The sequence below is a fragment of the Luteolibacter ambystomatis genome (genome assembly GCF_018137965.1).
Lineage (GTDB): Bacteria > Verrucomicrobiota > Verrucomicrobiia > Verrucomicrobiales > Akkermansiaceae > Luteolibacter > Luteolibacter ambystomatis.
In genome coordinates, this window is the sequence record NZ_CP073100.1 from 3,383,547 (window position 1) to 3,404,120 (window position 20,574).

Here is a 20,574-nt window from a genome sequence, read left to right on the forward strand (position 1 = left end):
AGGATTTCTCTTTCCCGCACTCATTCCCCGTTCCTATTCTCCCGCCATGTCCCCGAGGTCATTGATCGCGCTCGCCGGCACCGCCGCCCTGCTTGTTTCCTGCGGTAACAAAAACGAGGGGCCGCCGCTCGCCTCCCACGCGCCGAAGTCCAACAGCGAAAGCGAAGGGATCTACTGGCAGGCGAAGAAGGCGGATGACGCCGGTGACCGGGAAAAAGCGATCAAGCTCTACGACGAAGCCGCCGACCGCTCCGTCTATGCCCAGAATTCCGCCCAGGCCCGTTTCCGCCAGGCTCAGCTCCTCGAACAGAAGGGCGACCTGGTGAACGCCTTCAAGGCCTATCAACAGTTCGTGGTCGGCTATCAGGGCAGCGGCCTCTACACCAAGGCGCTCGAACGCCAGGTGGTCATCGCCGACTCCGCCGCCAACGGCGTGATCAAAACCAGTTTCCTCGGCCTGAAATCCGGCCTGTCCCGCGAAAAGGTCGTGGAGATGCTGGAGGAGGTCCGCAACAACGCACCCAAGTCCGCGGTCGCGGCCCACGCCCAGTTGAGCCTCGGCCAGCTTTACGAAAAGCAGAAGAAGGACAAGGAAGCCATCGAAGCCTACAAGAAGGTCGTCAGCGACTATCAGGACCGCTCCGAAGCCGCCGAAGCCCAGTTCCGCGTGGCACGGGTCTATATCAATCAGGCCGAGCGCGGAAACCAGAACCAGGCCACCATCAATCTCGCCCGCGAGGCGCTGCAGGACTACCTCAACCAGTATCCGAACCACCACCGCGCCGGTGAAGCCCGCCGTCTGATGGCGGATCTGGGTGGCCGCAGTGTGCAGCGCTCCTTCGACGTCGCGGAATTCTACCTCAAGACGAAGGAATACGAATCCGCGAAGGTTTACTACCGCGAGGTGGTCAAGCGTGCCGGTGGCAATCCCCTGGGCCAGAAGGCCAAGAGCCGCCTCGCCGAACTCGGCGAGCACTGAACGCCCTGACCGCCTTTTCCTGAATCCCGGCCTCCCTTCCCGATCATGATGCGTGCCCTCGCCGTTCTCGCCGCCGCCGCCCTCACCTCCTGCGCCGGCTACCAGCTCGGCGGGGTGAAGCCTGCCTCGCTCGCCCGGATCAAGACGATCCAGGTGCCGATGTTCAAAAACGACACCCAGCACCCGCGGGCCGAGGCGATCGCCACCTCCGCCGTCGCCAGCGCGCTGGCCCAGGACGGCACCTACAAGATCGCCACGCTGGACAAGGCCGATGCCATCCTCGAGGGCCGCATCCGCCGCATCGACTACATCCAGATCCGCGGCGAGCGCCTCGACACGCTGCGTCCGCTGGAACTCCAGACCACGGTCACCTTTGCCTGGAGCCTGAAGGACGCCAAGGACCCGTCCAAGGTACTCGCCACCGGCTCCGCCGTCGGCACCAGCCAGTTCTTCGTGGACGCGAATCTCCAGACCTCCCGCAACAACGCCCTGCCGGATGCCATGGAGCGCGCGGCGGACAGCCTGGTCTCCCGCATCGCCAACGGCTACTGAGCCGCCCTGATGGATTCCTCCGACAATGCTTCATCCCCCACCGCACAGCCTGCGGCGGGAGGACGCGTGATTTTCGTCCCAACCCCGATCGGGAACCGGGACGACCTCACGCTCCGCGCGCTGGAGGTCCTGAAAAACTGTGACCGGATCGCCTGCGAGGACACCCGCCACTCCGCCCCCCTGCTCCAGCACCACGGGATCGCCTTCAAGCCGCTGGTCTCGCTCCACGAGCACAATGAGATCCGCCGCATCCCGGAACTGATCGCCGCCGCCCAGGCCGGGGAAACCATCGCCGTGGTCACGGATGCGGGCATGCCCGGCGTCTCCGATCCCGGCTACCGTTTCGTCCACGCCTGCATCGAGGGCGGAGTACCCTTCGAGGTATTGCCCGGCCCTTCCGCCGTGCTCACCGCGCTGATCGGCTCCGGCATGCCTTGCCACGCCTTCCGGTTCGGCGGCTTCCTGCCGGTGAAGTCCGGCCGCCGCCGCCAGGCGCTGGAAGAGGCGCTGGCCTCGGGCGAGACCGCCATTTTCTTCGAATCCCCGCACCGTCTGACGGGCACGCTGGAGCTGCTGGCGTCCTTTTCCCCGGACGCCACCGTCTGCGTGGCCCGGGAGTTGACCAAGAAATTCGAGACCTACCACCGGGGCACCGCAGCCGAATTGTCGGCGCACTTTGCAAATCACCCGCCGAAGGGGGAAATCGTGTTCCTGCTCCACGCTCCCGCCTAACCGTTGGGGGAGCTATTGGACCTTGACGTTAGGGGCCGTCGCCGGGTCTTATGCGGCAACTCCCACAAGCATGTCGTCTTCCCACAGTTCCGGTTTGCAACGCGCGGCCCGCTCCGCCCGCATGGTCCTGCCCCTGACCTTCGCGGCTGCGGCTCTCTCCACCACCGCCCTGCGCGCCCAGGACTTCGAGGGCAAGACCATCAGCGAAGTTTCCATCCGCTACGTCGGCCCGAAGACGGTCGATGAAGCCCGCATCCGCAACTCGATGTCCTCCGCCGCCGGCCAGCAGTACCGCACGGAGAAAATCGACAGTGACATCAAGTCCCTCTATGGCTCCGGCCTCGTGGAAGACGTGCGCTTCCTCGCCGAACCGCAGGGCGACCGCGTGAAGCTCATCGCCGAGGTCCGCACCCGCTCCACCGTGAGCGGCGTCGGCTTCGTCGGCAACAGCACCTTCTCCGACGCGAAGCTCGCCAAGGAAACCAAGCTCAAGTCCGGCGGCATCCTCAGCGACGCCGCCATCGTGGAAGCCAAGCGCAATCTCGAGAAATACTACCAGGGCTACGGCTACCCGGACGTCGCGATCTCCTACCGCACCCAGCCGAGCGCCGGTGGCGCCGACCTGATCTTCGTCATCGACGAGGGCAGCAAGAACGAGATCCACAAGATCCGCTTCGAGGGCAACACCGCCTTCACCGACGCCGAGCTGCGCAAGAACATGAAGACCAAGCCGAAGGGTCTTCTCTCCTTCCTCACCAAGTCCGGCCGCTTCGAAACCGGCAAGCTCGACGAGGACGTCGAGTCCGTCCTCGATTTCTACCGCAGCCACGGCTACCTCCGCGTGAGCAGCCCCGGCCTGCGCCGCGATCCCGCCGGCAATGACAAGGTGGACATCGTCATCCCGATCGTCGAGGGCGACAAATACACCGTCGCGGGCGTGGGCTTCGGCCACATGAGCGTCTTCAAGCCCGAGGAACTCTACCCGGCGCTGACCCTCAACGGTGGTGACGCGTATTCCTCCAAGAAGATGCGCGCGGACATCACCATGATCCGCAGCTACTACGGTTCCCGTGGTTACGCGGACGCCACCGTCGTCCCGGACATCAGCGACGCCGGTCCGAACCAGGTCAAGATCATCTACCGCATCACCGAAGGCAGCCGCTTCCGCGTGGGTGACGTCCATATCGAGGGCAATACCAAGACCAAGGACAAGGTCATCCGCCGCGAAGTCCCACTCAAGCCGGGCCAGTGGTTCAACTCGGTGGACCTCGATGTCACCAAGTCCCGCCTCCAGAACCTCCAGTATTTCTCGGACGTGCAGGTGAACGGCAACTCCGGAAGCAACGCCGGATACCGTGACGTGAACATCCTCGTGGAAGAGAAGAAGACCGGCTCCGTCGGCGTCGGCGTGGGCTTCAGCTCCATCGACAGCATCGTCGGCTTCATCAACCTGGAGCAAACCAACTTCGACCTCTTCAACCCGTGGAGCTTCACCGGTGGCGGCCAGCGCTTCGGCATGAACCTGCGTCTTGGCAGCACCCGCACCGACTTCAGCCTGTCGCTGGTCGAGCCGTGGTTCATGGACCGCCAGCTCTCCCTCGGCGGCGAGCTGTTCTACCGCGATTCGAACTACTTCAGCGACTTCTACGACCAGAAGAACGTGGGTGCCTCGATCTTCCTCCGCCGCCCGCTCGGCGAAAAGGGTGCGGTGAAGGTGGAATACAAGCTCGAGCAGGTCTCGGTCGATCTCGACCCGAGCGTGGCCGTGCTTTCCAACAAGTCCGTGCTCGCCGGCGGCCCGCCGTCCCAGTTCCTGCTGGATCAGGGCGACTTCATCCGCAGCGCGCTGACCGCCGAATATGTCTATGACAGCCGCGACAGCAACCTCCTCGCCCGCAGCGGTGAGAAGCTGAGCGCGAGCGTGACCCTCGCCGGCCTCGGCGGTGACGTGGACATCGTCTCCACCTCCTTCCAGGGCCAGAAATACTGGAACCTGTGGGGTGACAGCATCCTCTCGCTCAACGGCGAACTCGCCTTCGTGGACGCCCTCAGCGGTCGCGTGCCGATCTTCGACCGCATGTTCCTCGGCGGTGGCCGCACCCTGCGCGGCTTCGAGTTCCGCGACGTGGGTCCGCGCGATGCCGCCACCGGCGAAGTCATCGGCGGCCGCTCCCTCGCCTACCTCGACACCGAATACACCATCCCGATCATCGAGAACGTCCGCGCCGCGGTGTTCTACGACATGGGCTTCGTGAACTCCGGTTCGTGGGATCTCGACCCGAGCGACATCTACAGCGATGTGGGTATCGGTATCCGCCTCAAGCTCCCGATCAGCCCGCTGCCACTCGCCCTCGACTACGCCATCCCTCTTCAGGTGCCGGACCAGAAGGCGGACAATGGCGGCCAGTTCAACTTCTCGCTCCAGTACCAGTACTAAGCCAAGGCAGGTTTTTCGAAAAGCCGGTTCCCTCTCGGGAACCGGCTTTTTTATTGGTCCGGGAGCGATGCGACGGTTTTCATCCCGCAATGGCGAGACGTTTCCTCCAGCTCCTGCCCTGTCTTCTGCTCAGCTCCATCGGCATCGCGAAGCCCCTGAAGCCGGACGTCGACAAGTTGATCGACCCCGATACCCAGGAGGCGGAGATCCGCCGGGTGCTGGATGCATCCAAAAGCGACGCCCTCACCTCCTACCGCCTCCACTGGAGCCCTCAATTTCACGAAGCCCCGCCCCTCATCGTGCTTGCAGCAGACAATGGGTGGTCCCGGATTTCTTCCTCTTTCGAGGACTATCCTCCGGTGGAAAATCCAGCGGAGCTCTTCGGCGAGGACCGGGTGGCAGGTAGGATTCCCGGGCTGAGCCGCCCCAGCTTGGCTCCCCTGAACGACGTCCGAGTGCATGTTTTCGACCGGCAGGGAAACACTCCTGCCGCTTGGAAAGACCGCGGCTTCGGCGTCAGCGGCTATCTCTGCGACTTCAACAACGACGACACCCTCGATCTGGCCGAAGTCGAAAACCATGATCTTTTCGTCAACAACCGGCAGCATGAAATTTCGGTGGTGACGATCACCACGATCGAAGCCAACCCACGGATGCTTGGACAGATCGTCTTCAACTGCCGTCCCAGTGATGCGGAAGGCGAAGACGACTGGACCGTGTCCTGCGAGCATCTCGATCAGGAAGGATCGCCCGTGCTTTCCTTCGGCCCATCCGGCGGTCGCAACGAACGCGAACACCATCAATTCCTGATTCATTGGGATTCACAGAAAAAGGAATTCGCGATTCTCCAGGCACCGGAAGACGAGCCTTCCCACCGCCACCTCCGGCTTCTTGGCTCCAAGGAGGCTCTCGACTCGTTCGCCAAGGGAAACGGGCTCGGCTATCCGGTCCGGCCCTCATCGGAGCAACGGGAGAAACTCCCCACTCCCCAGAAACCCTACGAGTTCCGCTCCCTGAAGGACTCTCCCGATCAGGATTTGCTCTCTTTTTTCAAAGGCAAACCGCGCAACAACGACCGCTTCGAGCGTGGCTCGCCTCTTTCTCTTCCCGAGAATTTCTGGCACCTCGACCCAAAGGAGGCGGCTCTCGCCCTCGTCAAAGCCAACAGCGATTCCACCCAACGTTTCCGCTGGCAACTGGCGGTGGATGCCCGCCCGCCCGCAGCTCCGCCCACGAGCGGTTGGCTGGTTTTCGATGGCAGCTCCGCCCCTTGTTACAGCTTCAGCACGGCCGGCATCGCCCTCCGCTTCGGGGTGTCGGACTCGTGGCTGCTGGTTAAGGAATCCAATCACCAGGGCGGTGTCGGAGCGGACGCCTTCGTGGATAGCCCGGCCTACCGGGTTCAGATCATCCCCTTGTCCCTGGCTGAGGGCCGCTTTCTGGCCGACACGATCTACTGGATGAACCGTATCCGTTCCGTCGATACTCTTCTTCCCGCGGAACGCAACCAGCCTGGCCGCTTCCAAAGCAGCGCCGATGGCTTCGGAACCCTCTCTCTTTTCCCCGATGGCATGCCTGCGGAGAAAGTCGCCACCGGCACGGTGACTTTGTTCCAATCCACCGCCACCGTTGGAACCGGCTACGATCGTCAGAGCTTCCTCAATCTCACTTCCTGGCTTCTCAAGCGCGCATTGCCCGGGCACCTGAAGGATCGTTGGCAACAAACCGATCCCATCGAACCCCGTAGTTTGATGACTCCCCTCAAGGAACGGCTGGCCGAAAGACAATCAGCGGAATCGAGGAAACAACTCGAATCCACCATCCTAACCATCCTCCGCCGCCATGCCTCGGATTCCATACCGGCATCCGTTCTCGCAGAGCTTGTCGGCTATGCAGGCGAAGAAAGGCTGGTCGGTCTCGTGGAAGAACTGAAGACCCTACAGGCCACGTTGAAACCGGAAACGGCCGAAGAACGCGAACTCGCGGAACTCGATCGGAAGTTCGCCCCGAATGGCCTCGATCTCCCCTTCGATGGCGAAGAGAAGCCCGCGGATGCAAAGCTCCGGCAACGGCGCGAAACGCTCCAATCGAAATACGAGTTCCATCCCTCGCACACGCTTCGAAAGCCTGTCGGGTCGGCCCTTCGCCAACTCCGGATGGCCCGCGATCCGGGCCTCCTGATGAAGGAAGGCGCCAAACAAGAAGCGCTGTCCTATTGGGCGCTCAAGGTGCTCCAGTTCGACTATCCGGAAATCCATGCGGAAATCCTGATCGAGCGCTTCCACAAGGAAGAACTGGCCGACCGCCGCAGCATCTTCAGGGTCCTGGCCTCATCGAAGCCCGCGAAGGCCGCGGAACTGGTCACATTCATGACACCAGCACAGCAACGGGATCTTGCTCCGGAGCTGACCGATTTCGAACTGGAGAATACTCCGGAGGCCGCCTTGAAGCGCGTCCCCGATCTTCTGAAAATCCTCGCGGACAGGAATCGGGAAATACTCACCCGGCAAAAGGCCATGGCCAGCCTTGCGAAGCTCACGCTCTCGTCTGGCGATGAAGCGGAATGCGAACGTCTCCTGCTCCGGGAACTGGATGATCCGCAGAAGGCCCAGTTTGGATCGACTACTCTTCCAGATGCGGTGGAGGCCTTATCCCATCTCCCCAACGCCTCCAAGCACCTCAAACGGATAGAGGGACTTCCGACCAAGGAATTCCGCATGGCGGACATCGTGATGGATGCCGTCAGCCGGGCCAGCATGGGTCGGCAGGACCGGCAGGATCACCTGTTGCGATTGATCGGACCCAGGTTTGAGAAAAACGAGAATCTCAACAACGATCTGTTTTGGACGGTGCTGGCCTTCGATCTCAGATCCCTGGCACCCAAGCTCGTCGATCTGGCGACTGAAAACAGCAGCATCGAAGATGGCTACGGAGCGAATATCTTCAGCGGCGGAACCCCCATCAACGCAGCGGGCCACCATTTCCATGCGGCCCGCATCATCACCGCGCTTTGGAAGGAAACCGATCCGGAAACCCTCGCGCGCATGTGGACTGCGCTCGCATTGGCAGAGCGCCTCAGCGGCGATGACCGTGACGTGGCATCGGTTTCCGGATCGCTCGAAAGCCGCACCAAACAGGCTTTGCTTCGCATTCCTCCGGAAAAGCGCCAGCTGCTGGTGGAAGGATTGATCACCGCGGCCGGCATGGATGACTACAATGCCGCCACCATCGTGTGGCTGGGAAAACTCGCGAAAGAAGGATCGTAACTGAAGTCGTGAGACTTCAGGCAGGGTGCAATCCCGAGGTCGCCCGCAATAATTTCACTTCGCGATGATCTCCACCGGCGTCTGATCCGCCAATCGCAGCCCCTGCCCTTCCACGCTCCGCTTCACATAACCTAACAGAACCCTGCGGGCATTCGCGACAATCGGCGAGACGCTGGTGATCACTCCGGCTTCAGTTCCCTCAGCTGTGAGCAATGCATCCCCCGCCACACAAGCCACGGACTCCGGCACCACCAGCTTCGTAAGCCGACGATTCACCTTCCCCGCCGACTTGATCCGCGAAATCACTTCCTGGCCGATGTAGCAGCCCTTCGCATAGGAAATGTCCGTGCGATCCAATCCTGCTTCCGGTGGCAGCATACCAGCTTCGAGCTCTTTCCCCCACGCCGGGATTCCGGCCGCGATACGCGCGGCCTCCGTTTCATCGGAGGACCATGCGGGAAGATTCTCCGCCGGATGCGATTCTCCGCACGGAATCCAAACATCCCAACCCGGAACACTGATGCGGTTGATCGCAACCGCATATGCATTCCCTTCGCAGACGGGAGCTTCGCCACCCGTCACATGAATGCGCTTCCATTCCTCCGAGATGTCCACGATCTCCGCATCATCCGCGATCAGATAGCGATCCAACCGCATGAGCAATCCATCCGCACCTTCGTGATCGCAGGAAACCCGCAGCACGCCACCGGGACGACCGTGGATCGCAACGCGGAATTGCAGCTTCCCCTTCGCGTCCGTGACACAGGCATGCAGCGACTTCGTGGCATCGCCCGCGAGTCGCACATCCTGCGTAACCTGCCCGTTCAGATAGCGCGATCCATCCGGCCCGCGGACTTCCAACAGGACGGGCGCGGGCAATTCCAACCGGCGCGGTTCGGCGGAGCTCACTGGTAGGCTTTGGCGAGGGCTGAGTAATCCAGATCGGCCAGGCCATCGGCGCACAGCGCGGCCATACGGGCGGATACCGCGTCGATCGCAGGCGTTTCCAAACCGGATTCGGCGGCCAGCGCACGGACGTAGCGGCTGTCCTTCTCCATATTTCCCAGCGAGAAATGCGTGTCGTAGTCGCCGCTGGCCATGGTCGGCAGCTTCATGCCGGAGAGCACGGAGGCACAGGCATTCTTCGAAACGGCGCTGATGAAATTCTCCGGCGCGATGCCATTCGCCGTCGCCACCGCCAGCGCCTCGGACAAGGCTTGGACCGTGCAGGCGGAAATCAGGTTGGTGGCCAGCTTCACGATGGTCGCCGCGCCCACTTCGCCGCAGGGGATGAGATCCTTCGCCGTCACCCGCAGGTACGGCTCCGCCTCCTCCAGTAGCTCCGGATTACCAGAAGTATAGTAAACGAGCTGCCCGCCTTCCGAGGCGACCTTGCTGCCGGTGAACGGCACATCGAGAAAATCCGCCCCCACTTCCGCGCAGCGTGCGGCGATCCAGCGGGTGGTCTCCACATCCAGAGTGGAATGATTCAGCACCACCATGCCCGGTTTCAGCCCCGGCAGGATCGCCTCGACCGTGGCCCGCACCGCCGGAGAATCCTTCAGGTAGATTGAAATCCAACGCACACCCTCGATCGCGGCCAGCACGGACGATTCCTCGCCCGGCAGCCCCTTCGGCGTGCGGTTCCACGCTTTCACAGACCACCCGGCATCCCGCAGACGCCCGTATGCGCGTGATCCGATGATCCCCAGCCCCAGCACCGCAGCGGGTGCTTTCTCCAATTCCGTATGGCTCATTTCTGTCGTTGCAGGGCGAGTTCCACCAGCTTGTCGGACTGCTTCTTGATCTCCGCCACTTTCGCGGCGGTCGGGACCTCCTTGTCCTCCAGCACCATTTCATGGCGCAGGCCGGAGAGAATGTCGCGCATCGCCATGTAATTCGTGCGTTCGGAAATCCGCGGCTCCAGACCGGCAACCGACTCGGTATAATAGTCGGCGATGTCCTCACGCATGATCAGCTTGGCCCGCTCCGGGGTGAACTGCTTCTCCACCGCACCGGCGGAGACATTCAGGGCGTGGACCCAGCCGCCGAGGGAAATCAGGTGGGCAAGGTCGGCATCGCGGAGGGCGACCAGCTCGCGCTCGACATCCTTCTGGGTGGCGGCGAGCTCCTTTTTCAACTGATCGACCTTCTGCTCCTTCGCGCTCTCCAGCAGGCTGGCGGCATGGCGGTTGACCCGGTCGCCCGCGCCGAGCGCCTTGCCGTAGCGGGTCAGGTCGGAGGCCAGAGACTCCACCTTTTCCATCTGGCCCGCTTGAACGATCAGGAAGCCGTCCGCGATCAGGAAACCCAGCTCGATCGCGAGATCCGCGCGATCCAGTGGCATGCGCGCCGCCTGCTTGCGGTCCGAGTCATTGACCGGCAGCGGAGCCAGGCCATTGAGGGTATCGAACAATTTACCGATGGACGGCGCGGTGAACTCGTTGATTCCCAATTCCTCACGCACATGAGGATCATCCACCAGATCCGCGGGGATCGGATTCTTATCCTTGCCCTCCACCTCGTCGGCGGAAGCAGGCAGGCACAGGGCCGCCAGCAATCCCATCAGTGCGATCGGTAATTTCACACCCGGATGCTGACACCGCCCCGCCCTTTCCGCAATCGGCAATCATGGGGACCAAGCGCCCCTCACCAAGCCGACCCAGCCCTTCCGGCTTGACTCCGCGGGCCGGTTCTGGTGGCCTCCGGCAGGGCGGCCTCGATTGATTTCCAGTCCGTTCCGTATCCGCGTCGCCGATCGCCGGATTTCCTCGTAAATTCCGGCTCCCGCTGACACGCCTCATCCTTTTCTCCCGTAACCCGCTCTTCACGTCATGGATTGGACCTCCCCGCTCTGGTATGCCAGCTACCTCATCGTGCTCATCGGCCTCTCCGGCTATGGGTTCCACCGGCTGACGATCGTCTATCTCTACCTGAAGCACTCGCGGAACAAGCCGCAGCCGAAGAAGCCCTTCGAGGTGCTTCCGCTGGTGACCGTCCAGCTTCCGGTCTTCAATGAAATGTACGTGGTGGACCGCCTCCTCGATTCCGTGGCGGCCATCGACTACCCGAAGGACAAGCTCCAGATCCAGATCCTGGACGACTCCACGGACGACACCGTGGCGATCTGCGCCGCCGGGGCCGAGCGCCTGCGCGCCCAGGGCTTCGACGCCGAGCACATCCACCGCACCGACCGCACCGGCTTCAAGGCCGGGGCGCTGGAAAACGGCACCAAGTTCGCCAAGGGCGACTACCTGTTCATCCTCGATGCCGACTTCGTCCCGAATCCGGACGTGCTCCAAAAGACCATCCATTTCTTCAGCGATGACCGCATCGGCATGATCCAGACCCGCTGGGGCCACCTGAACCGCACCTTCAACGTCCTGACCCGTATCCAGGCCATGTTCCTGGACGGCCACCTGGAGCTGGAACAGACCGCCCGCAACCGCAGCGGCCGCTTCTTCACCTTCAACGGCACCGCCGGCATCTGGCGCAAGTGCTGCATCGCCGACGCCGGCGGCTGGGAGCATGACACCCTCACGGAGGACATGGACCTCAGCTACCGCGCCCAGCTCAAGGGCTGGCGCTTCATCTTCCTCAATGACGTGGAGACCCCGGCCGAGCTGCCGGTGGACATGGACGGCTTCAAGAGCCAGCAGCACCGCTGGACGAAGGGCTCCATCCAGGTCTGCAAGAAGGTCCTGCCCGCGATCTGGCGCAGCAATGTCCCGCTGCCGGTGAAACTCGAGGCCACGGCCCACCTGACCTCGAACTTCGCCTACCTGATGTTGATCTGCCTGTGCTTCCTGATCTACCCGAACCAGCACGGCGTGAACCACCTCGGCCCGATCGGCTACTATGTGGTGAACGGCTCGATCTTCTTCTTCTCCTCCGTCTCGGTGGCGATGTTCTACTTCATGTCCCAGAAGGCGCTCCGCCCGGGTTCCTGGTGGAAGGAAATCCCCTATCTTCCGCTCCTGCTGGCCCTCGGCATCGGCATGTCGATCAGCAATGCCAAGGCCGTGCTGGAAGCCATCTTCAACCACCAGACCGCCTTCATCCGCACCCCGAAATACGGTGATCAGCAGAAGAAGACGGATTGGAAAAAGAGCAGCTACAAGGCTATGAAGACTCTCACTCCGGTCGTCGAACTGCTGTTCGCATTCTTCTTCCTCTTTGTGGTTGTGGAAGCTGCGATGAATGGAAACTGGGCCTCCACGATTCTTCTGCTTCCATTCCCGGTCGGATTCTTTTATACATCTCTTTCGTCACTCGCCCGCCTGCTTCCCCAAGGCCGTGCTGAAACACAAATCGTGTCCCGCAACGATCCTTGATACCATGTATGGCAAACTGCTGAGAAACACCCTTCTCCCCTTTTCCTCCCTGCTTCTCGCGCTGGGTCTGGCCAGCTGCGGCTCGACATCCAAAGACACCCGCAACAAGGTGTTGGTGAGCGTCCGCGATCAAAAAATGATGCTGATGCAGGACAACAAGCCGGTGAAGACCTACAAGGTCTCCACCTCCAAGTTCGGCATCGGTGACAAGCCGGGCAGCAACTGCACCCCTCTGGGCCACCTTGAGGTGGCTTCCAAGATCGGTGACAGCTTCCCCTCCGGCACCGTCATCAAGAATCGCCGCCCCACCGGCGAGATCCTCAAGCCGAACGCGCCGGGCCGCGATCCCATCGTCAGCCGCATCATGTGGCTGAAGGGAACGGACAAGGCCAACAAGAACACCTTTGGCCGCTGCATCTACATCCACGGCACCGCTGAGGAATGGCGTCTCGGCACCCCGGCCTCCTACGGCTGTATCCGCATGGCCTCCAAGGACGTGATCGACCTTTACAAGCGCCTCGGCGTGGGTGCGGATGTCCACGTGATGCGGGATTCGCTGGACTCCGTCCAGCCGGTGAAATCCTACGCCTCGGTCGCCTCGAATCACTGATCCGGCCTCTGCGTTGGGATTTCCCGACGCAGAAGCTTGACAGAATCCACTCTGTAACTATCTTTCGCGCCCCGCCCGTCCGGGGCATCAACCAGCTTTTCCCACTACCATGGCCAACACCAAGTCCGCCCAGAAGCGCTCCCGCCAGACGATCGTGCGCACCGAGCGCAACCGCGCCGAGAAGAGCCGCGTGAAGACCCTTCGCAAGAAGGCCCTCACCGCCATCGCCGCCGGTGACAAGGCCGCCGCCGCCGAAGCCGTCAATGCATTCTCCTCCGCGGTTGACAAGGCCGCCAAGCGCAACCTCATTCACCCGAACAAGGCTGCGAACCTGAAGAGCAAGACCGCCAAGGCGATCGCTGCCATCGCCTGAAACGGCGCCCCGGACAAACGATTAAAAGCGGACCGGGCTCCCGGTGCCGCTTTTTTCGTGTAACGCCCCGACCATGTCGAAACCCGCTCCAACTCCCGATCCCTCCCGCGAGCAGAAGGCCGCGCGGATCGCCGCGAACCCCTCCGCCTACAAGGTATGCGAGGGCTGCGACTCGATCGTGGGCGCGGGAGCCGCGCTATGCCCGAACTGCCACAGCTTCCGCTTCGACATCCGCGCGGACCGGGTGGTGAAGCAGGCCCTTTTCCTCGGCGCGCGTGAACAAAGTTCCGTCACGGCGGAAGATATCAGTTGATCATCGCGCGGGTTCCGGCGTAAAACGCCGCCCCGCAACGCGGGCGTAGCTCAGTGGTAGAGCGCCACCTTGCCAAGGTGGATGTCGTGAGTTCGAATCTCATCGCCCGCTCCATTTTCCCAAACAAAAAGGATGCCTCTCCAGGCGTCCTTTTTGTTTCACCGGCAGAGGACTATGGCTTGAGACCAAAGGCAGCAACGGTGCGCGGATTGAGCACCACCAAAACCCGGCCACCCGCCGACAGCGCTGCCTCCCCCTTGTCGAGGGAAAGTGACTTGCCATCAGCGGTCTTCACTTCGAATTCCGGCAGAACCCGGCACTGTCCGCCACCCATGGGCTCAACCCAGCAGCGGAAGCGGGTATCCAATTCGTTGCTGCCATCCGGCAAACCTTGGTCGCACATGAGCGTCAGCCCCTTTCCGACAGGGAAACGGGAAATCATCATGAGGTGTGCCCCGGAACCGGATCTTGGAGCTTGGGTCAGGTTCAGCAACTCATTGCGATCCGCATCACTCAAACGACCGGCATCCGGCACGTCATAAACAGACACGACCACCGTGGCCACGGTCTCTCGCTTGCAGGACGACAGAAGCGCGAAAAGCGGCAGAAGGGCGGCTAGGGCAAAATCACGCATGGCAGGAGATGACAACCCGCAACCTCCCTGCTCATGCCGACGGGGTCAAGGCCATCTCTCCTAGCGGAACTTCACACCAAGCCCCTTCACGAGGGAATCGAGCACGCGCTGGTGCGCGCCATCGACTTCCTCCGCCTTCAGGGTTCGGGCGGCATCACGGTAAACAAAGCGGTAGGCCACCGACTTGCGGTCGGCGGGGAGCTTTTCACCGGACGGATCGCGGAAGACATCGAAGCACTCGAAGGAAATCAGCAGCGGCTCCTGGAGCTTCGCGAGGGTTTTCTCGATCTCCAGATTCGCCAGCGTCACCGGCACGTCCATGGCGGCGTCGCGGGACGAGGCCGGGAACTGCGGCAGATCTTCGGCATGGGCGATGCCCGAACGGAGCTTGCGCAGCTTCGCGAGGTCGAATTCCGCCACGAACACCGCGCCACCCAGATCGAGCTCGCGCTCTCGGGCAGGCAGCAGGCGGGCGAAGTTGCCGATCGACTGGCCGTCGGCCTGCACATCGGCCCCGAGGGCGAAGCCATCGCGCTCCTTCGGCACGAACTGGACATGGGCGTTCGGCACCAGCGCGCCAACGACCGCTTTCAGGTCATAAAGGTCGCTCACGCGCTCGGCCTGCGCCCAACCGGCTGGCACCGCCGGACCGGCAAGCAGAATGCCGAGACCATCGCTTTCGAGATCCTTCGCCTTGCCGCCACCGGCATTGCGGAACACCCGGCCGAGCTCGAACAAGCGCAGCGCCTTGGTGCCCTGGCGGATGTTGCGGGCGGCGGAAGCCACCAGCCCCGGTACGAGGCTCGGACGCATCACGGCGTGATCCTCGCTCAGCGGGAGCTTCACCCGGATCAGGTCGCCGTCCTGCAGCGGACGCAGCGGCAGCGAATCGGCCACCTGGTTGTCGGCGATCAATTTGATCGTCTGGGATTCGTGGAAGCCGAGGGCGGCCAGAGCGCGGCGCAGGGCCATATCGGCGTCATAGGCGGCATCGACCGCGCTGGAAGCCACGAAGGCCCCTTGGAAGCGCGATGGCACGTTGTCGAGGCCGTGGACGCGGGCCACCTCTTCGACGAGGTCGATGTGGCGCTGGAGATCGGCACGGAATGACGGCACCTGCCACTGGCCACCGTCCTGTTTCACCAGCCCGAGGCGGGTAAGAATCTCATCCGCCGCCTCATGGGAGATCGAGCTGCCCATGAGCTGGTCGAGACGGGCGTAATCGAGCGTCACCGGCTGGACGCGGACGGGAGCTTCCCCGGCCACAGCGGCGGTCGCGGCGGCCGTGCCGCCAGCGGTTTCGAGAATCAGCTTCACCGCCAGCGCGGAAGCGGGCAGCACGCCCTGCGGATCAGCCCCGCGCTCGAAACGGTAGGAAGAATCCGAAGAAAGGGCAGTGCGGCGCGAGGTGCGGCGGATGCCGGACGGCTCGAACCAAGCGGATTCAAGCAGAATGGACGTCGTGCCCTCCGTCACGCCGGAGTCCGCGCCGCCCATCACGCCGCCGAGGGCGAGGGCCGCGCCGGATTCATCCGAGATGACGAGGTCGGAGCCTTCGAGCGTATAGGTGGCGTCATCGAGCGCCTTGAACGCCTCGCCGTCTTTGGCGCGGCGGATCACCAGCGCCCCGTTGACCTTGGCGGTGTCGAAGGCGTGAAGCGGCTGGCCGGTCTCGTGGAGCACGAAATTGGTCACATCCACCACGTTGTTGATCGGGCGCAGGCCGATCGACTCCAAACGGCGCTGGAGCCAGGCCGGGCTTTCCTTGATCTCGACACCATCGATTTTCACCACGGTGTAAAACGGGCAGCCATCAACGGACTCCAGCTTCACCGAATCACCCGCCGGAGCGGTGTCGCGGGCCGGGATTTCCAGCGGCTTGAGCGGCTGCTTGAGCAGGGTCGCCAGCTCGCGGGCCATGCCGTGGTGGCTGAGCAGGTCCGGGCGGTTCGGGGTGACCTCGACTTCCAAGAGGACGTCGGATTCGAAAAGCTCCTTCACCGGGCGGCCGATCGGGGAATCGGACGGCAAAATGAGAAGGCCGTCCTCGCCCTCCGGCAGGCCGATTTCCACGGACGAGCACAGCATGCCCTTCGACTCGACGCCGCGCATCTTGGTCTCGCCGATGGTGAAACCACCCGGCAGCGCCGCGCCGGGCAGGGCGCAGGGCACCTTGTCACCCACCTTGTAATTCTTCGCACCGCAGACGATCTGGCGGAGCTGGCCCTCGCCCGCGTCCACCTGCGTCACTTTGAGGCGATCCGCGTTCGGGTGCTGGACGGCCTCCATGATCTGAGCGACCACGATCTGGTTCGACGAAACGCCCTCGGCCTCGATGCCCTCGACCTCGATGCCGGCGAAAGTCAGCAAATCGTCCAGTTCCTGCGGAGATTTGCCACCCAGGTCCACGTGCGTCGAAAGCCAGTTGAGGGAAACGTTCATGATCGGCCCCGCAGGTGGTCGCGGAGAGGCCGGGGATTGTCAAGGACGGGGGCTTTCGAGCGCCCCCTTCCATCCGTCAAGGGAGGGGGATTACGAAGGTGCGGCTCCTTGCATTTGTTGGGGCGCTGTGGCATGTTAGATCGGCTGCTCCTCATTTCCGTGGGGCGGTCCTGTTGGAGGAAACCGCCATGTTCACCCTGTCGAAACTGGCCTTCTGGAAGCGGACGTCTCCGGACACCCGCTCCGGCCGCCCGATGGGGGATCACCCGGCGTGGAAACCCCGGCTCGGGCTGGCGCTTTCCTCCGGCGGAGCCCGCGGTCTGGCCCATGTGGGCGTGCTGGAAGTGCTGGAGGAGGCGGGCATCGAAATCCACGCCATCGCCGGATCGAGCATGGGAGCCTACGTCGGCGCGCTGTGGGCCGCCGGGTTTTCCGGCAAGCAGCTCGAAGACCTCGCGGCGGAGATGAATGACAGCCGCCAGATGTGGAAACTGGCCGATCCGCTGATTCCGCCACTGAAAGGCCTCTTCAAGGGCGAGAAGGCGAAAAAGCACCTCTCCCGCTCCATTGGCGACCTCAAGATCGAGGATCTCGAGCGCCGCCTGATGATCATCACCTTCGATCTGGATACCTGCGAGCGCCTCGTGGTCCGCAGCGGCAGCCTGGCCGATGCCGTCCACGCTTCCTGCGCCATGCCGGGCGTGGTCGCGCCGGTTTCATTCAAAGGCCGGCGTTGCGCGGACGGCGGCGTGGTCGATCCGGTCCCGGTCGGTGCCTTGCGGCGCTTCGGCGATGTCGACCGGGTGATCGCCGTTTCCACTTTGCCGAGCCTCGCCGAGGTTGAAGCCGGGTGTTGCCGCCCCGAGGAAGAAGCCAATCCGTCGTGGTGGCGGCGCGGCACCGAGGCCTTCAGCCGCCACACCAATCCCCTCGCCCCAGGCAACATCGGCGACACCTTCCGCAAGAGCATCCGCGCCGCCCAGATCCGTCTCGCCGATGACGCCTGCCGCCGTGCCGACCTGTGCCTGCACCCGCCCTACGTCGCGGCCCGCTGGCACGAGTATGCTCGCTTCGAGCACTTCATCGAAGCGGGCCGCCGCATCGCGCGGGAACATCTCGATGAAATCCGCGCCCTCGCGGGCGTGCCCAATCCGGAAACCCAACCTCATGAGCCAACCAAGGACAACCTGGTGGTGGGAGAACGCGTCGCCTGACGAACAGCGCTACCTGCAAGGCCTGCGCCTGCGGAAATTTCTCCGCGAGGCGGTGGTGCCGTTTTCGCCCTACTACGGGGAGCTGTTCCGCCAACGCGGCATCGACTGGCGCGACTTTCAATCCATTGACGATCTCGACCTGCTGCCGCTGACCTCGAAGGCCGATCTGGTCAACCCGCGCGACTTCATCCTCCAGCCGGACTCCTCAGTGCTGCGCAAGCGCGGCTCAATCATCGCCAGCGCGCTCCTCCACGGCACCGGGGCGACCAAGGAACAGTTGGAGCGAGAATGGCGGCCCGTGCTGATGACCAGCACCACCGGTCGCGCCGCCGCACCAGTGCCGTTTTTCTATACTCAACACGATCTCGACCGGCTGGCCATGGGCGGTCGACGGATGATGGAGATCGCCCAGTCCGATCCGGCATTCCGCCACGTCAACGCCTTCCCTTTCGCACCGCATCTCGCGTTCTGGCAGGGGCACTACGCGTCGCTCGGCTTCAACACCTTCATGATCTCCACCGGTGGTGGCAAGGCGCTCGGCACCGAGGGCAACATCCGGCTCATCGACCGCGTCGACCCCGACGCGCTGATCGCGATGCCGACCTTCCTCTATCACCTGCTCCAACAGGCCGCCGCGGGTGGCAGCCGCTGGCAGAATCTCAAACGCATCGTGCTCGGTGGCGAAAAGGTGCCGGAAGGCATGCGCCAGAAAATCGTCGTGCTGTGCGAGCAACTCGGCTCGCCCGGCGTGAGCGTGCTTTCCACCTACGCCTTCACCGAAGCGAAGATGGCATGGACCGAATGCCGCGTGGGCCATGACAAAAACCCCACCGGCTTCCACCTCTATCCGGATCTCGGCTTCATTGAAATCGTCGATCCGCAAACCGGCAGACGCGTGGCGGACGGCATGCCCGGTGAGATCGTGTTCACCCCGCTCGATTCGCGCGGCACCGTGGTCCTGCGCTATCGCACCGGCGATGTCACCGATGGCGGCATCGTTTACGAACGTTGTCCCGCCTGCGGCCGCACCTGCCCGCGCATCACCGGCAATGTCTCGCGACTCACCGACCGCCATCAACTCAACATCGACAAGCTCAAGGGCACGCTCGTGGACTTCAGTGAGCTCGAGCATCTGCTCGATGACACCCGCGAGATCGGCGCGTGGCAGATCGAGCTTCGCAAGCGCAACGACGACCCGCTCGAGTGCGATGAGGTGATCGTCCACGCCGTGCCGATGAACGGCCTTTCCGGCGATGCGCTGCGCGAACTGGTGATGCGCCGCTTCCGTGAAAAAGCGGAGTTTTCCCCGAACAACGTGCTGCTCCACGACTGGGACGAAATGCGGCAACTGCAAGGTGTCGGCCGCGAGTTGAAGGAACAGAAAATCGTGGACCACCGCCCAACCTCCTCACCCAAATGAACCTCTGGATCCTCGCCGGTGTCAGAACACCCTTCCTGCGTGCAGGCACGCGGTTCGAGCCGCTCGGCGCGGCGGATCTGGGTCGGCTTGCAATCAGCGCGTTGCTGGCGCGCACCGGCATCGATCCCGGCGCGATTGATGAGGTGATCCTTGGATGCGTGGGCCAACCGGCGGACGCGGCGAATGTCGCTCGCGTGGCCGCCCTTCGCGCCGGGATTCCCGCCAACGTGCCCGCCGCCACGGTGCAGCGGAACTGCGCGTCCGGCCTGGAGTCAATCACCAGCGCCTATGAACGCATGGCCGCAGGCAAGGGCGAGCTGTTCCTAGTCGGCGGCATGGAAAGCATGAGCCGCTACCCCCTGCTCTACAACGACAGCGCGGCGAAGCATTTTGGCTTGCTGGCGAAGGCCCGCAGCCCGTTCCAGAAACTGGCGGCTTTGACAAAATTCCGCGCGAAGGATTTCTCCCCACAGATCGGCCTGAAGCTCGGCCTCACCGATCCCTACACCGGGATGATCATGGGCGAGACCGCCGAACTGCTGGCGCGCGAATATGGCATCAACCGTGCGGAGCAGGATGTCTTCGCCGCGGACTCACATCGCAAGGCACTGGCCGCCACCGAAGCCCGCGCCCGCGAAGTCGCCCCGGCACATGTCGGCGGCGAAGCGGTGCTCAACGACAACGGCCCCCGCGAGGATTCCACTCCGGAAAAACTCACCAAGCTCAAACCGATCTTCGAACCAAAGTGGGGCGGCGTCACCGCAGGCAACAGCTCACAGATCAGCGATGGCGCGGTGGCCTTGCTCGTGGGCTCGGAAGCCGCCGCCGCACGACTCGGCCTCACGCCACTCGGCCGTCTCACCCACTATGCCTATAGTGGATGCGATCCCGCCCGCATGGGCATCGGTCCCGTGCTTGCCAGTGCGAAAGCCATGCGTGATGGAGCCCCCTCGCCCGCCGAGGCGGATGTGGTGGAACTCAACGAAGCCTTCGCCGCCCAGGTGCTCGCCGTCCTCAAAGCATTCCGCGATCCCGCCGCCGCGAGGCTGGCCGGACTCGATCATCCGCTCGGCGAGATTGCCCCGGAAAAACTCAACCGCCGTGGTGGATCGATCGCGCTCGGCCATCCCGTCGGTGCAACCGGCTCGCGGTTGGTTCTGACCGCCCTCGACCAACTTCACGAAACCGGTGGCAAACGCGCGCTGGTCACACTCTGTGTCGGCGGCGGCCAAGGTGCCGCTCTGTGGTTCGAACGTCCCTAACCTTTC

At 63.2% G+C, this 20,574-nt stretch carries 17 protein-coding genes and 1 tRNA gene; 13 read left to right on the plus strand and 5 right to left on the minus strand.

The genetic code is table 11. The annotated features are described in order from the left end of the window. Positions 1-46 precede the first annotated feature (46 nt). From KBB96_RS12790 to KBB96_RS12810, 5 genes are all read left to right on the plus strand, one after another. Positions 47-979 (plus strand): tetratricopeptide repeat protein, encoded by a 933-nt coding sequence (locus tag KBB96_RS12790; RefSeq protein WP_211629836.1) that lies wholly within the window; start codon positions 47-49, stop codon positions 977-979. A gap of 45 nt (positions 980-1,024) precedes the next feature. Next, the gene (gene lptE / locus KBB96_RS12795; protein WP_211629837.1) at positions 1,025-1,531 is read left to right on the plus strand and encodes an LPS assembly lipoprotein LptE; all 507 of its coding nucleotides are present in this window, start codon (positions 1,025-1,027) and stop codon (positions 1,529-1,531) included. Positions 1,532-1,540: 9 nt separating this feature from the next. Further along, positions 1,541-2,263 (plus strand): 16S rRNA (cytidine(1402)-2'-O)-methyltransferase, encoded by a 723-nt coding sequence (gene rsmI / locus KBB96_RS12800; RefSeq protein WP_211629838.1) that lies wholly within the window; start codon positions 1,541-1,543, stop codon positions 2,261-2,263. 70 nt (positions 2,264-2,333) lie between these two features. Beyond that, positions 2,334-4,700: an outer membrane protein assembly factor BamA gene (gene bamA, locus KBB96_RS12805; RefSeq protein ID WP_211629839.1), complete on the plus strand. Its 2,367-nt coding sequence runs from the start codon at positions 2,334-2,336 to the stop codon at positions 4,698-4,700. Between the two features lie 89 nt (positions 4,701-4,789). Continuing rightward, positions 4,790-7,966, plus strand: coding sequence for a hypothetical protein (locus KBB96_RS12810; RefSeq protein ID WP_211629840.1), 3,177 nt, complete (start codon positions 4,790-4,792; stop codon positions 7,964-7,966). A gap of 54 nt (positions 7,967-8,020) precedes the next feature. On the opposite strand, the gene ygfZ is transcribed toward KBB96_RS12810, so the two are convergent. From ygfZ to KBB96_RS12825, 3 genes are read right to left on the minus strand one after another with little or no spacing between them, the layout of a single operon-like run. Then, on the minus strand, positions 8,021-8,875 hold the full coding sequence (gene ygfZ / locus KBB96_RS12815; RefSeq protein ID WP_211629841.1) for a CAF17-like 4Fe-4S cluster assembly/insertion protein YgfZ: 855 nt from the start codon (positions 8,873-8,875) through the stop codon (positions 8,021-8,023). Then, on the minus strand, positions 8,872-9,723 hold the full coding sequence (locus KBB96_RS12820; RefSeq protein WP_211629842.1) for an NAD(P)-dependent oxidoreductase: 852 nt from the start codon (positions 9,721-9,723) through the stop codon (positions 8,872-8,874). The genes ygfZ and KBB96_RS12820 overlap by 4 nt, the downstream gene beginning before the upstream one ends. Then, a complete protein-coding gene (locus tag KBB96_RS12825) occupies positions 9,720-10,553 on the minus strand; it encodes a hypothetical protein (protein WP_211629843.1) in 834 nt (277 codons plus the stop codon). Before KBB96_RS12825 ends, KBB96_RS12820 begins: the two co-directional genes overlap by 4 nt. A 247-nt stretch (positions 10,554-10,800) precedes the next feature. Between KBB96_RS12825 and KBB96_RS12830 the strand changes: the two genes are divergently transcribed. From KBB96_RS12830 to KBB96_RS12850, 5 genes are all read left to right on the plus strand, one after another. Beyond that, positions 10,801-12,300, plus strand: coding sequence for a cellulose synthase family protein (locus tag KBB96_RS12830; protein ID WP_211629844.1), 1,500 nt, complete (start codon positions 10,801-10,803; stop codon positions 12,298-12,300). A gap of 4 nt (positions 12,301-12,304) precedes the next feature. Beyond that, on the plus strand, positions 12,305-12,910 hold the full coding sequence (locus KBB96_RS12835; RefSeq protein ID WP_211629845.1) for a L,D-transpeptidase: 606 nt from the start codon (positions 12,305-12,307) through the stop codon (positions 12,908-12,910). A 109-nt stretch (positions 12,911-13,019) separates the two neighbouring features. Then, positions 13,020-13,283: a 30S ribosomal protein S20 gene (rpsT, locus tag KBB96_RS12840; RefSeq protein ID WP_211629846.1), complete on the plus strand. Its 264-nt coding sequence runs from the start codon at positions 13,020-13,022 to the stop codon at positions 13,281-13,283. A 73-nt stretch (positions 13,284-13,356) separates the two neighbouring features. Continuing rightward, entirely contained in the window at positions 13,357-13,596 is a 240-nt protein-coding gene (locus tag KBB96_RS12845; protein WP_211629847.1) for a hypothetical protein, read from the plus strand. A 39-nt stretch (positions 13,597-13,635) separates the two neighbouring features. Continuing rightward, positions 13,636-13,710, plus strand: a tRNA-Gly gene (locus KBB96_RS12850). Between the two features lie 58 nt (positions 13,711-13,768). Here KBB96_RS12850 and KBB96_RS12855 read toward each other — a convergent pair. Next, positions 13,769-14,230, minus strand: a complete 462-nt coding sequence (locus KBB96_RS12855) for a hypothetical protein (protein WP_211629848.1) — start codon at positions 14,228-14,230, stop codon at positions 13,769-13,771. 60 nt (positions 14,231-14,290) lie between these two features. Next, the gene (pheT, locus tag KBB96_RS12860; protein WP_211629849.1) at positions 14,291-16,672 is read right to left on the minus strand and encodes a phenylalanine--tRNA ligase subunit beta; all 2,382 of its coding nucleotides are present in this window, start codon (positions 16,670-16,672) and stop codon (positions 14,291-14,293) included. Between the two features lie 188 nt (positions 16,673-16,860). Between pheT and KBB96_RS12865 the strand changes: the two genes are divergently transcribed. The 3 genes from KBB96_RS12865 to KBB96_RS12875 are packed head-to-tail and all read left to right on the plus strand — an operon-like array spanning position 16,861 to position 20,568. Continuing rightward, a complete protein-coding gene (locus KBB96_RS12865; protein ID WP_211629850.1) occupies positions 16,861-17,886 on the plus strand; it encodes a patatin-like phospholipase family protein in 1,026 nt (341 codons plus the stop codon). Then, complete coding sequence (locus KBB96_RS12870) at positions 17,840-19,306, plus strand: phenylacetate--CoA ligase family protein (protein WP_226373537.1); 1,467 nt, start codon at positions 17,840-17,842, stop codon at positions 19,304-19,306. Before KBB96_RS12865 ends, KBB96_RS12870 begins: the two co-directional genes overlap by 47 nt. Beyond that, positions 19,303-20,568: a thiolase family protein gene (locus KBB96_RS12875; RefSeq protein ID WP_211629851.1), complete on the plus strand. Its 1,266-nt coding sequence runs from the start codon at positions 19,303-19,305 to the stop codon at positions 20,566-20,568. The genes KBB96_RS12870 and KBB96_RS12875 overlap by 4 nt, the downstream gene beginning before the upstream one ends. Positions 20,569-20,574: the final 6 nt, after the last annotated feature.